Source organism: Flavobacterium cryoconiti (assembly GCF_048158645.1).
Classification (GTDB): Bacteria; Bacteroidota; Bacteroidia; order Flavobacteriales; family Flavobacteriaceae; genus Flavobacterium; species Flavobacterium cryoconiti.
The window spans coordinates 237,124-250,992 of the sequence record NZ_JBLNKW010000006.1 but is presented as its reverse complement, the minus strand read 5'-3'; the positions used below and the strand labels follow the sequence as shown (position 1 = coordinate 250,992).

Here is a 13,869-nt window from a genome sequence, read left to right as displayed (position 1 = left end):
TATGAATACTATAAAATATACTATGAAAATTTTCTTTTTAATAACCTTATCAGTCATGCTGTCTAAATGTTCTCCGGCTAGTGACACTGTTAATCCGGCTCCAAAACCAACTCCGCCGGTAGCAGTAAATGAAGTTGACTTTTGGTTGACCAAAGGCAATCAGACCGTAAGCCTTAAAAAGCAAACGTCAATTTTAGCATTTGGGACTACTTATAATAATTATGCTACTGTTGAGGTTGATGATTCACAAACTTTTCAAAGTATTGATGGATTTGGATATACTTTAACTGGAGGGAGTGTACAGGTTATTAATTTATTAAATGCACAAAAAAGACAAGAATTATTGCAAGAGTTATTTGGTGCCAATGATAATTCAATTGCAATAAGTTATTTAAGAATCAGTATTGGTGCCTCAGATATGAATGCAACGCCATTTACTTATGATGATTTGCCAAGCGGACAAACTGATGTGAATTTAGATAATTTTAGTTTAGCTCCGGATAAAACGGATTTGATTCCTATGCTAAAAGAAATAGTGGCAATCAATCCAAAGATTAAAATTATGGCAACGCCATGGTCTCCGCCAATATGGATGAAAGACAATACTAATTTTGTAGGAGGAAGCTTGAAACCTCAGTATTATGGAGTTTATGCGCAGTATTTTGTGAAATACATCCAAAAAATGAAAGCCGAAGGAATCACTATTGATGCCATTACGCCACAAAATGAGCCATTGCATCCCGGAAATAATCCTAGTATGTTGATGCTTGCTTTACAACAGGCTGATTTTATAAAAAATTATTTAGGTCCTGCTTTTCAGACAGCAAATTTGACAACTAAAATTGTGGTATATGACCATAATTGCAACAAACCGGAATATCCAATAGCAGTGTTAAGCGACGCTTCAGCATATCCTTTTATTGATGGCTCAGCATTTCACTTGTATGAAGGAGATATAAGTGCCTTGTCAACAGTTCACAGTGCTTTTCCTAATAAAAACCTATATTTTACAGAACAATACACATCTTCTACCGGAAGTTTTGAAGGCGATTTGAAATGGCATGTAAAAAATGTAATAATTGGTTCCATGCGAAATTGGAGCAAAACAGCATTAGAATGGAACTTAGCCAATAATGCTTCTTTTGGACCCAATACTCCGGGCGGTTGTACTACTTGTAAAGGAGCATTGACGATAAACAGTAGTGATAATTTTACCAGAAATGTTGCGTATTATATTATTGCGCATGCATCTAAATTTGTATCTGCCGGTTCCGTTAGAATTGGAAGTAGTTTTACGGGTAATTTAAATAATGTGGCTTTTAAAACGCCAAATGGGAAAATAGTTTTAATTGTTGAAAATGATGGAAGTACTGCCGAAATTTTTAATATTAAATACAATGGAAATTGGGTTACAACTTCATTAGACGCAGGTTCGATAGGAACATTTATTTGGTAGAAGTACTTATATTTGGTAAAATAACATTACATAATATTTATAGAATGAAAAAAATTACAACAGTTGCACTTTTGGCAGTATCTTTTTTTGCTTTTGCTCAACAGAAGAGTAAAATACAATCAAAGCCTTTTTCAACAAATAATAAAACAGTTACCGTCTACACGACAGCTGACGGAACGGATTTAAGATTAACAAAAACAGATAATCTACAATTCACGGACTTAAAACAACCTTTAGAAACTCAACTGTGTGTTTTTGTGAATCCAAGTAAAACCTTTCAGACATTTTTAGGTATTGGCGGAGCAATTACGGATGCTAGTGCTGAGGTTTTTGCGAAATTAACTAAAGAAAATCAGAAAGAATTCTTGGAAGCTTATTATGATAAAGAAAAAGGAATTGGGTATTCAATAATCAGAACGAATATTCACAGTTGTGATTTTAGTTCAGGAAGTTATACTTATGTTGATGAAGGAGACGCAGCACTAAAGAGTTTCAATATTGAGCATGATAAAGAATTTAAAATTCCATTAATCAAAAAGGCAATTGCAGCAGCAGGAGGTAAGGCTACATTATACGTAACTCCATGGAGTCCGCCCGCTTTTATGAAGGACACTAAAAATATGTTGAGAGGTGGCAGATTATTACCTGAATTTTATCAGTCTTGGGCTAATTATTACGTGAAATTTATTAATAGCTACCAAAAAGAAGGAATTCCAGTTTGGGGATTGACGATTCAGAATGAGCCAATGGCGAAGCAAACTTGGGAATCCTGTATTTACACGGCCGAAGAAGAACGTGATTTCCTGAAGAATTATTTGGGACCAACATTGAAAAAAGCAGGACTTGGTGATAAAAAAATTACGGTTTGGGATCACAACAGAGATTTACTGGCACAAAGAGCGAGTACAATTCTTGATGACCCGGAAGCGAATAAATATGTTTGGGGAATTGGTTTTCATTGGTATGAAAACTGGAGTGGCGGAGATTCAATGTTTGAAAATGTTGGAAAAGTGCACGAAATGTATCCTGACAAAAACTTAATGTTCACGGAAGGTTGTGTTGAGAAATTTGATTTTAAAAAATTACAACTTTGGGCAAATGGGGAACGATATGGAGAATCCATGATTCATGACTTCAATAACGGAACAGTAGGCTGGACAGACTGGAATATTCTTTTGGATGAAAATGGAGGGCCAAATCATGTAGGTAATTTTTGCTTTTCGCCAATACATGGCAATACCAAAACAGGGGAATTAATCTATACGCCTTCCTATTATTTTATTGGTCATTTTTCTAAATTTATTGGTAAAAGCGCAAAAAGAATAAGTAGCGTTTCCAGTCAAAGCTATTTAATGACTACTTCTTTTTTAAATCAGGATGGTAAAGCAGTAACGGTGGTTATGAATAAAACCGATAAGAAACTGAAGTATAATTTGTGCATTGGAACAAAAGCTACCGAAATTTATATACTGCCTCATGCAATTCAAACATTAGTTTATTAAATGCCAAAAACGGTTTGTTTTAAAACCTTCTTTATGAAAAAAATAGTTTTAATAGTCTTTGGTTTCCTATCAGTTTCCTCCTTCGGACAAGGATTTTTACATAGAAATGGACAAAAAATTGTCGATGGAAATGACCAAAATGTGGTGTTACGCGGTTTGGGATTAGGCGGATGGATGGTTCAGGAAGGATACATGCTTCAAACTGGTTCGTTTGCAGGTTCGCAACATGCAATAAAGCATAAAATTACGGATTTAATTGGCGCTAAAATTACTGAAAAATTTTATGATGCCTATAAAGCAAATGGAATTACAAAAAGAGATATAGATTCATTGGCGGCTTGGGGCTTCAATTCCATTCGATTGCCGATGCATTATAACTTGTATACATTGCCTATTGAAAAAGAAACCGTTTCAGGTCAGAATACTTGGCTGGAAGAAGGTTTTAAAATGACGGATGATGTATTGAAATGGTGTGCTGCCAATAAAATATATTTGATTTTAGATTTACATGCAACTCCCGGAGGTCAGGGAAAAGATGCCAATATATCTGATTATGATGATTCAAAACCATCACTTTGGGAAAGTACGGCAAATCAGGATAAAATGGTGGCGCTTTGGAAAAAGTTAGCGCTACGTTACAAAGACAATCCTTGGATTGGAGCCTATGATATTATCAATGAACCCAATTGGAATTTCACGGGAACGAATCAAAATGGATGTGATGAAAAGTCTAATGCGCCATTAAGAGCGTTACAACTCAGAATCACAAAAACCATAAGAGAAGTGGATACCAATCATTTAATTTTCATAGAAGGGAATTGCTGGGGAAATAATTACAATGGCATGTTTCCGCTTTGGGACGATAACATGGCGTTGAGTTTTCACAAATACTGGAATGATAATGATGTGGCTTCTATACAAAATATGTTGAATTTTAGAACCCAATATAATGTCCCAATCTGGCTGGGTGAAAGTGGTGAGAATTCAAATGTTTGGTTTAAGGAAGCAATCGCTTTGGTAGAATCCAATAATATAGGTTGGGCTTTTTGGCCAATGAAAAAAATTGAAAATTTAGCTGGAGTAACTTCGGTTACAAAAACAACTGAATACGAGCAATTATTGCAATATTGGGTAACCGGAGGAAAAAAGCCAACAGTAGCTTTTGCAAAAAAAGCGCTAATGCAAATTGCCGAAAACTACAAAATGAAAAATCTGACTGTCAGATACGATGCAATCGATGCAATGTTCAGACAAGTACAAACAACTGATACTAAAAAATACAAAAACCATCCATTGCCTGGGAAAGTATTCGCGACTGAATATGATTTAGGCCAAAACGGATTCGCCTATTTTGATAAAGATGTTGCCAATTATGACGGGACTAAATTTACCAAATGGAATAAAGGTGGCGCCATGAGAAATGATGGTGTTGACATTGAATCGTGTACAGATAAAAGTACGAATGGTTTTCAAGTGGTGTTTATTGAAGACGGAGAATGGTTGCAATACACGGTTGAGGTGAAAGCCAAAACTACTTTTGATGTTGCCATTCGGTATTCGAGCGAGGTAGCTGGAGGGAAGCTTTTTCTTAAAGATGAAAACGGAATAATTTCTGAAACTGTTACGATTCCATCTTCTGGAGGAATAAATAATTGGCAAACGATGACTTTGAAAAATGTGGTTTTAAAACAAGGAACGAATAAAATCAGGGTCTATTTCGAAAAAGGAAATTTCAATTTGAACTTTTTAGAATTCAAAAAACCAAGCAAGTAAAAAAAAAATAAAATACCATTTCCTAATCTTTGGATTATGGGATAAATGAATTTGATTATAAAATAACACAGCACTTAGAAATGAAAAAAATAGTAACTACAACACTTTTATTGACCTGCTTTATTGCGTTTTCGCAGCAAAAAACGATTGACCAAAAAGTGGATGCTTTGCTAAAGCGCATGACTCTTGAAGAGAAAATAGGACAACTTAATCAATATACTGGAGACAATGCTGCGACGGGGCCTATAACCATAAATCCAAATAAACAATCCGAAATTAAAGCGGGTTTAATTGGTTCTATGTTGAATGTTTTGGGAACGCAACACACGAGACAATACCAAGAATTAGCGATGCAATCAAGATTGAAAATTCCGTTGTTATTTGGCCAAGATGTTATTCATGGATATAAAACTACTTTTCCAATTCCTTTGGCGGAAGCCGCAAGTTGGGATTTAGATGCGATGAAACTTTCGGCAAGAATTGCTGCGACCGAAGCGGCTGCAAGTGGAATCCATTGGACATTTGCGCCCATGGTGGATATTGCGCGTGATCCTCGTTGGGGACGTGTAATGGAAGGTGCGGGAGAGGACACGTACTTGGGTTCAAGAATTGCTTATGCTAGAGTGAAAGGTTTTCAAGGGAAATTGGGTGATGTCAATTCCGTGATGGCTTGCGTGAAACATTTTGCTGCTTATGGAGCTGCTGTTGGCGGGAGAGATTATAACTCGGTTGATATGAGTGAAAGAATGCTTTGGGAAACGTATTTGCCGCCTTTCAAAGCCGCTTTGGATGCGGGTGCCGCAACCTTTATGAATTCGTTCAATGACCTTAACGGAATTCCGGCAACAGGAAATAAATATTTGCAAAGAGACATCTTGAAAGGGAAATGGAATTTTCAGGGTTTTGTAGTTTCTGATTGGGGTTCAATAGGCGAAATGATTAATCACGGATATGTAAAAGACAGTAAAGAAGCCGCATTAGCTGCTATAACTGCAGGAAGTGATATGGATATGGAAAGCAATGCGTACCGATATAATTTGGCACAATTAGTACAGGAGAAAAAGGTTTCAATTGCGCTCATTGATGATGCGGTGAAAAGAATTTTACGCAAGAAATTTGAATTGGGATTATTCGAAGATCCTTATAAATATTCCAATCCAGAAAGAGAACAAGCAGCTTTAAATAATCCGGAACATAGAAAAGCAGCGAGAGAAGTTGCAGCAAAAAGTATCGTATTGTTGAAGAATGAGAAAAATATTTTGCCGATTTCAAAACAAACAAAAACAATTGCATTTATTGGTCCTTTGGTTAAAGAACGCAAGCAAAACATGGGTTTTTGGTCCGTAGAATTGCCAGAAGTGGATTATGATAAGCAAGTTATTTCACAATGGGAAGGTTTGCAAAATAAGGTTGGGAATACCGCTAAATTGCTTTACGCCAAAGGTTGTGAAATTGAAGGGGAGAACAAAGATGGTTTTGCTGAAGCAATCGCTGTTGCGAATCAAGCTGATGTGGTGATTTTAAGTATTGGCGAAAGAAGAGATATGAGCGGTGAAGCTAAAAGTCGCAGTAATCTTCGTTTGCCTGGTGTTCAGGAAGAGTTGATAAAAGCGATTCAAGCTACTGGAAAACCGGTTGTGGTTTTAATTAACGCAGGAAGACCGCTTATTTTTAATTGGACTGCTGATAATGTTCCTGCAATTCTGTATACTTGGTGGTTGGGAAGCGAGGCAGGAAATGCCATTGCCGATGTTTTGTTTGGCGATTACAATCCCTCGGGGAAATTACCAATGTCTTTCCCAAGAGAAGAAGGACAAATCCCTATCTATTACAATCATTTTAATACAGGAAGACCAGCTAAAAACGAAACGGAATCCAATTATGTTTCGGCATATACAGACTTAAAAAACAGTCCTAAATTTCCTTTTGGTTATGGATTGAGTTATACTTCTTTTGAATATTCAAATTTGAAATTGTCTAAAAACAAAATTAAAAGTACTGAGAATATTGAAGTTTCATTAAATGTAACCAATTCAGGAAAAATGGCAGGAGAAGAAGTAGTTCAGTTGTATTTAAGAGACAAAGTAGGGTCTGTAGTGCGACCAATTATTGAACTGAAAGATTTTCAAAAGATAAAACTGAATGCTGGAGAAACTAAAACAGTCAAATTTAGTATTGACAAAGAAAAATTATCTTTTTATAATGCTGCATTGAAATGGGGTTCTGAGCCTGGAGATTTTGATATAATGATTGGATCGTCCTCTGCTGATATTCGTTTGAAAGACTCGTTTGAATTGATGAAGCAATAATCACAGAAAGAATAGGGATTTGTTTTTTTAGATAAAACAAGCTTTTATAGGTAAATGATTATGATTACTAAGGGGTTCTATTTCTTAAATCCTTTAATTTTGTATAAATAAAATGGATTTTTTTTTCTATTTTAATAGTAGTTGGGGCTTTATTGCTCAAAATTAATATATTTGATGCAGTATTTTTTAAATGAACCGCACTTGCTAGAATGTTGAAATTGATGTAGGTATGAATAAAAAAAGTATTGACTCTGAATCAATTTTCCTTATGAACTTGTAGTTATAGTATTAAATATAGGAAAATACATTTGATAACGAGGGAATTTAAAAAAGAGGTTGACTTATAAAACGACCTCTTTTAAATTCTGTTTCAATACTTTTTTAACAACAATTAATCAACAATTTTCATAAATGCTTTTTTAATTTTGGTTAACAGCTTTCAATATTATATTCATCTTTAGCTTGTGAATTTTTCTCAAGAAAAATAAATTTTATTTATTGGTACCTCTGGTAACATCGCTTCTAAAAATGAAGCTGTTTTTTTCTCCTCTTCAGTCCACAAAGAACTTTTTTAATTATATTTTCAGAACTAAATTTTAGTTTTATGTCTATATTTTAGACATAGGATTGAGCTCTTAACTGGCTATAATTAGTAGCGGGTTTTTTTCGTAATATTTAATTTAGCTCTTTTTTGGGAGCTATTTATTGTTTTGATAATCCTTGTGTTATTTTGACGCAATGTACATTTTTTTTTGATTTGCAATACATTTTTCATGGTTTTTTTAAAATTGATTTTTGTGGGAGTATGTCTTAATTATTGAATAGGTTTGTTTTTTATTTAAATCATTTCCTAAGCCTTTAAAGTAGAGAATTGTAGGATGCGTTTTTAAAACGAGATATTCATTTATTTTTCTTTAAAAAAATAAACTAAATTGCGGTTCTTAATAGGGTATAAATTTAATGCTAAAAAAAACATGTTAAAAAGCATAATAGATAACAGGGAAAATTACCAGCCAGGTTTGTCAATAGATTGTGTGATTTTTGGATTTCATGATAACCAGCTCAAAGTATTATTAATAAAAACAAAACACAGTGAAGAATGGGCTTTGCCAGGTGGTTTTGTACCTGTTGATGAAGATATTGATCAAGCGGCAGTTAGTATTTTGCATGGTAGAACGGGGTTGGAAGGGATTTTTTTGAGGCAGTTTTCTACTTTTGGCACTGTCAAAAGAAATCAAGATCATTTTAGTAATAAAGTTTTAGAATTTTATGAAATACCTTTAGAGGAAGGGAAATGGTATGCGAGCAGGTTTGTAACCATAGGATATTATGCTCTAGTCGATTTTTTGCAGACGGTTCCACAGCCAGAGGGGAAAAATGAAATTGTCGAATGGATTGATCATGATGCGGTACCAGATTTGATTTTAGATCATAAAGAAATTTTGGACAAGGCATTAGAGACTTTGCGAATGGAATTGAATCTAATACCGGTAGGGTATAATTTACTTCCTGAAAAATTTACGATACCTGAATTACAAAAATTATATGAAACTATATTAGGCAGAAAGCTCGATCGAAGAAATTTTCTTCGCAAAATAACTGCCATTGGAATACTTACAAAACTCGATGAAAAGAAGAGCAATGTCGCTCATAAAGCGCCAAATTTATATAGTTTTGACCGAGATAAATACAATGAAGTTGTAAGGAATGGGTTGCATCAAGGGTGGTAGTTTTTAGATTTAGTTTCTTACATTGTTTTATAAATTAATATCGGAGAAATTTAAGGATTTTTTTATGGTTTGTTCTTCTTACTACGGTACAATGCATGATATTCAATCAATCAATTAATTACACTCCGGGATTATATATTTAGTTTACAGCTTAAAAACAACAAAGAGATGATGAAATCCTATTCATTAAAAGAGCTTAAATTTTTAATTGTTCTTTGTTTCTTTACAACTACAATTGGAATAAGTCAAGAAAAAAATATTTTTAAAGATTTAAATCAAATCATTGAAAATTCCTCGAAATACGATCAAAAAAAAATAGCTGAAATTGATGGCATTAGAAATATTTTAAAGAATACTAAAAAAAGTGACTTGTTAGTTCGGTATGATTTAAATGAAAAAATGTTTTACCAATTTAAATTTTTTAAACGTGATTCGGCATTCTATTATGGTATTCAATCTAAGAATCTGGCATTAACTATAAATGATAAGTCACTTATAGCTAATGCCAATATGCATCTGGCTGATATTTGTGTTTCATCTGGAATGTACAAAGAAGCTTTAGATTTTTTAGAGCCTTTAAAACGCAATGAATCCAACGGAAATTATGGAACCCTTTATTATGGAGTATTAGGACGTTGTTATAGCGATATGGCGGAATATAGTAACATTCCCTATTTTCAAAAAGAATATATTGATTTAGCTCGAAAATATAGAGAAAAAGCACTTTCATTAACTAAAGAGAGTGATTTTTTTCACTTCTTTTTAAAAGCATTTAACAAGTCAAAGGACAAACGTTTAAAGGAAGCAATTGTTGAATTTAATTTGCTTTTGAAGGGAAATTATAAAGCTCACGACAAAGCTTTGGTTCACTATGTGTTAGGAGATATTTATGAGCAATTAGGAAAAGATGACGAGGCCATTATCCATTTTACGGATGCTGTGATTTTTGATATTGAAACAGCTACCAAAGAATCATTAGCAATTATAAAACTGTCAGAACTTTTATTTAAAAAAGGAGATCTGAAAAATGCTTCAATACTGATTCAAAAGGCAAATGAAGATGCTTTTTTTTACGGAGCGCAACAACGTAAAATACAAGTTGGGGCAATTCTACCGCTTATTGAACAAGAGATTCTCCAAATTGTCGAAAAGGAAAAACAACGTATTTATTGGCAATATATCATTGTAAGTTCTTTTTTGGTTCTTGCTATTTGTTTTGCTGTAATTATATACTTTCAATATCGAAAATTAAATAAAGCGAAGAAAATTATTGCTGATGCGCATCAAAATTTAAAAAGTATCAACAAGCAATTAAGAAATGTGAATGAAAAAATTAAATCGCGAAATGTAGAAATAAAGCAGGTTAATAAACAGCTTTTGGAGGCTAATAAAATTAAAGAAGAATATTTAGGATTATTTTTCACACAATACGATGCTGTTTTTGAAAAATTTAATTCTTTCATGGGTAGCATAAAAAAGCAAATTGACGACGAAAATTATGAAAAAGTGAAGCATACTATTTCTAGTTATAATCTAAAGCGTGAAAAAGAGAAACTTCTCGAAAATTTTGACACTGCATTTATCAATCTTTTTCCAAATTTTATCGATGAATTCAATTCTTTAATGAAAGAGGAACACAAAATTAAACTGCAAAAGGAACAATTTCTAACTAAAGAATTAAGAATTTACGCATTAATTCGATTAGGAATTACACATAATGAAATTATAGCGCAAATTTTAGGATATTCTATCAATTCAATTTATGCCTATAAAACTAAAATCCGGAATAATTCCATAATAAATAAGGATGATTTTGATCAAAAATTACTCAAAAACACGACTTTAAAGCTATAAAAAATACCTTTTTTCTATATGATGTTTGGGTTGTTTAAAATAGTAAAGTCAATTAAATCAATACTTTATATGTAAAGTTAATGTAAAATTAACCGTTTTTTTCTATACGTTTTTTTTGAGAAGTTTTCTCAAGTTGTTATTTATGCAATTTTGTAATGAAAGTGTTTCACATCGACACAATCAAAACCTATAATAACTAACTAAAATTAATGTATTATGAAAATTACTTCATCAAATAGGGCAAAACCAGCTCTGTTTTTCTTAATTTTTCTTCTTGTTCCTTTCTTACTAGTGGCTCAAAATGGAAAAATTAAAATCTCAGGTAAAGTATTGGATGAATCCAACCAACCATTACCAGGAGCAACAGTTATACTAAAAAATTCAAATCAAAGTGTCATTACCGATTTTGACGGAAAATTTGATTTTTTAGTACCCGAACAAAACGTAGTGTTTAGGGTTTCCTTTATAGGATACAAGACTAAAGAAGTAAACACAAATGGTAAAACTACTTTAGATATAAAGTTAGAACTAGAATCCGAATCTTTAAATACTGTTGTCGTAATTGGCTATGGTGAGGTGAAATCGAAGGATTTAACAGGTTCGATTTCTACAATTAAATTGGCTGATTTAAGTAAACAACCAGTAGCTAATGTTGGAGATGCAATTCAGGGAAGAGCTGCAGGAGTTCAGGTAATAACTTCTGGAAAGCCTGGAGACAATCCAACTTTTAGAATAAGAGGTACAGGGACAATTGGCAATAATGATCCTTTGATTGTTGTGGATGGCATGCCATTAAGCGGTGGGCTGAACCAAGTAAACATGAATGATGTGGAAAGTTTGCAAATACTTAAGGATGCTTCTTCTACAGCAATTTATGGATCAAGAGGTTCAAACGGAGTTGTCATTATTACTACTAAAAGAGGAACTCTTGGAAAATCTTCATTATCATTTGATGTTTCTACAGGAATATCTGAAGCTACTAATGTCCTTAAGGTGTTAAATGCTTCTCAATTTGCCAGTTTGCATAATGATATTTTGAATAATGCCGGATTAACACCTAATCCTGATTTTCAAAATCCTGAATCTTTAGGAAATGGCACTAATTGGGTAGATGCTTTTTTTAAAACAGGTGTTCAAAACAATTATACCATGTCTTATTCTGCTGGAAATGAAAAGACAAAAGTGTATACCTCATTAAACATTTTTGATCAAAAGGGAATTATTATCAATACAGATTACAAAAGGTACATTCTACAATTCAATAGTGACACCAAAGTCTCTGATAATTTAAAATTTGGGAATAGTTTAAAATTAAATCATGACATAAAATCTCAAGGAGACTATAATATTCAAAATGCTTTAATATCACTACCAACTCAGCCTATTTATAGAGCCAACGGAAATTTCTCAGGCCCTATTGGACAAGCTATTTATTCAGGAGATGTTGATAATCCGATTGGAAAAGCTACTATAATTGATAATTCGACTAAGGGATATAATATCCAGGGTAATCTGTTTGGAGAACTTACTTTTTTAAAAAATTTCAAATTCAAAACCATTGCAGGTGCTGAAGCTAATTTTTGGAAAACCAGAACTTGGTCACCTACTTATAGTTGGGATACTAAAGTAGGGCAAAATGCTTTTTTGTCTGAGTCTTCAAATCAATCAATCACTTTGCTATTTGATAACACATTAACTTTTCAGAAAAAATTTGATAGTGGTATTAACGTAACGGGGGTAATAGGAACTAGTGCACAGCAAAACAAATTTGAGTTTATCAGTGGATCGATCCAAAATTTCCCTAGTGAAAGTACTCAAACATTGAATAATGGAATATCTCAAAGTTCATTACATGGTAGTGGTTCTGAATGGGCTATTTTCTCCACTTTTGCCAGAGCAAATTTTGATTATAAAAGTAAATATTATGTTACTGCTACCGTTCGTAGAGATGGTTCTTCTCGATTTGGTGCAGGAAATAAATACGGTACATTCCCTTCTGCTTCATTAGCTTGGAGAATTTCAAATGAAGATTTTTTTAAATCAAAAAGCGTAAACGATTTGAAATTACGTTTGGGGTATGGAATTACAGGAAATCAAGAAATCGGTAATTATTCCTTTTCTTCAAACTATAATACCTATCTATATAATTTTAATGGTAGTTATGTTAGCGCTGCTGTACCAAGTGTTTTGCCTAATTCTAATGTAAAATGGGAAGCTCAAGAGCAATATAATATTGGTGTCGATGCCTCTCTCTTTAATGAGAGAGTTAATATAACCTTAGATGCTTATATCAAAAACACTAACGATATGTTAGTACCACAATCAGTACCAGTTACTTCGGGTTATTCCGACATCTTTGTACCTTATATTAATGCTGGAAAAATTCAAAATAAAGGTATTGAGTTAGTCATTAATACCAAGAACATTCAGAAAGATAAATTTAGCTGGAATTCAGACTTCGTTTTTTCAATGAACAGGAATAAAGTAATTGATTTAAATGGTGATGCACCATTGATTACGGGAGGTTTAGGATTAAACTATAATGTATCCCGAATTCAAGAAGGATATCCAATAAATGTGTTTTATGGATTTGTTCAAGAGGGCATTTTTCAATCCCAAGCAGCCGTAGATAATCATGCTGTACAAGTTCAAGGAACTTCATCCAGTAACAGCACTTCAGCTGGAGATGTTAGATTTAAAGATTTAAATAATGACGGTTTAATTACAGATGCAGACCGAACTTTCATTGGAAACCCTAATCCTGATTTTGTAGCTTCATTAAATAATACATTCACTTATGATGATTTTAGTTTGAGTGTTTATCTGCAAGGGGTTTATGGTAATGATGTTTTTAATGCCAATAGACTTTACAATGAGGCAATGTCAATCACGACTAATCAATCAACAGCTGTTTTAGGAAGATGGACAGGTCCAGGAACTAGCAATACCATGCCTAGGGCCATTTATGGTGATCCAAATAATAACAATAGAGCATCCTCACGATACATTGAAGACGGTTCGTATATAAGAATCAAAAACGTGACCCTTTCGTATAAAATCCCAACAGATTCTATGAAAAAGAAGTTTTTTGATTATGCAAAAGTTTATTTATCAGGTCAGAATTTATTCACCTTCACGAAATACAATGGTTTTGATCCTGAAGTTTCAACTAATGGTATTGATAATAATATATATCCAGTTACAAGAATTGTATCTCTTGGTTTAAATGTTGGATTTTAAAAAAT

7 protein-coding genes are annotated in these 13,869 nt (G+C 33.2%); all 7 read left to right on the top strand.

The window, feature by feature from the left end; translation table 11 throughout:
- Position 1: 1 nt before the first annotated feature.
- The 7 genes from ACM55H_RS10840 (at position 2) to ACM55H_RS10810 (ending at position 13,864) form a co-directional block, all read left to right on the top strand.
- On the top strand, positions 2-1,456 hold the full coding sequence (locus ACM55H_RS10840) for a glycoside hydrolase family 30 protein (RefSeq protein WP_416836498.1): 1,455 nt from the start codon (positions 2-4) through the stop codon (positions 1,454-1,456).
- Between the two features lie 44 nt (positions 1,457-1,500).
- Positions 1,501-2,958: a glycoside hydrolase family 30 protein gene (locus ACM55H_RS10835; protein WP_416836497.1), complete on the top strand. Its 1,458-nt coding sequence runs from the start codon at positions 1,501-1,503 to the stop codon at positions 2,956-2,958.
- A 33-nt stretch (positions 2,959-2,991) separates the two neighbouring features.
- Entirely contained in the window at positions 2,992-4,731 is a 1,740-nt protein-coding gene (locus ACM55H_RS10830; RefSeq protein ID WP_416836496.1) for a cellulase family glycosylhydrolase, read from the top strand.
- 80 nt (positions 4,732-4,811) lie between these two features.
- Positions 4,812-7,040: a beta-glucosidase BglX gene (gene bglX / locus ACM55H_RS10825; RefSeq protein WP_416836495.1), complete on the top strand. Its 2,229-nt coding sequence runs from the start codon at positions 4,812-4,814 to the stop codon at positions 7,038-7,040.
- 974 nt (positions 7,041-8,014) lie between these two features.
- On the top strand, positions 8,015-8,770 hold the full coding sequence (locus ACM55H_RS10820) for an NUDIX hydrolase (RefSeq protein ID WP_416836494.1): 756 nt from the start codon (positions 8,015-8,017) through the stop codon (positions 8,768-8,770).
- 168 nt (positions 8,771-8,938) lie between these two features.
- Positions 8,939-10,624: a DUF6377 domain-containing protein gene (locus ACM55H_RS10815; protein ID WP_416836493.1), complete on the top strand. Its 1,686-nt coding sequence runs from the start codon at positions 8,939-8,941 to the stop codon at positions 10,622-10,624.
- A 216-nt stretch (positions 10,625-10,840) separates the two neighbouring features.
- Positions 10,841-13,864, top strand: a complete 3,024-nt coding sequence (locus tag ACM55H_RS10810; RefSeq protein ID WP_416836492.1) for a SusC/RagA family TonB-linked outer membrane protein — start codon at positions 10,841-10,843, stop codon at positions 13,862-13,864.
- The last annotated feature ends 5 nt before the right edge of the window (positions 13,865-13,869 follow it).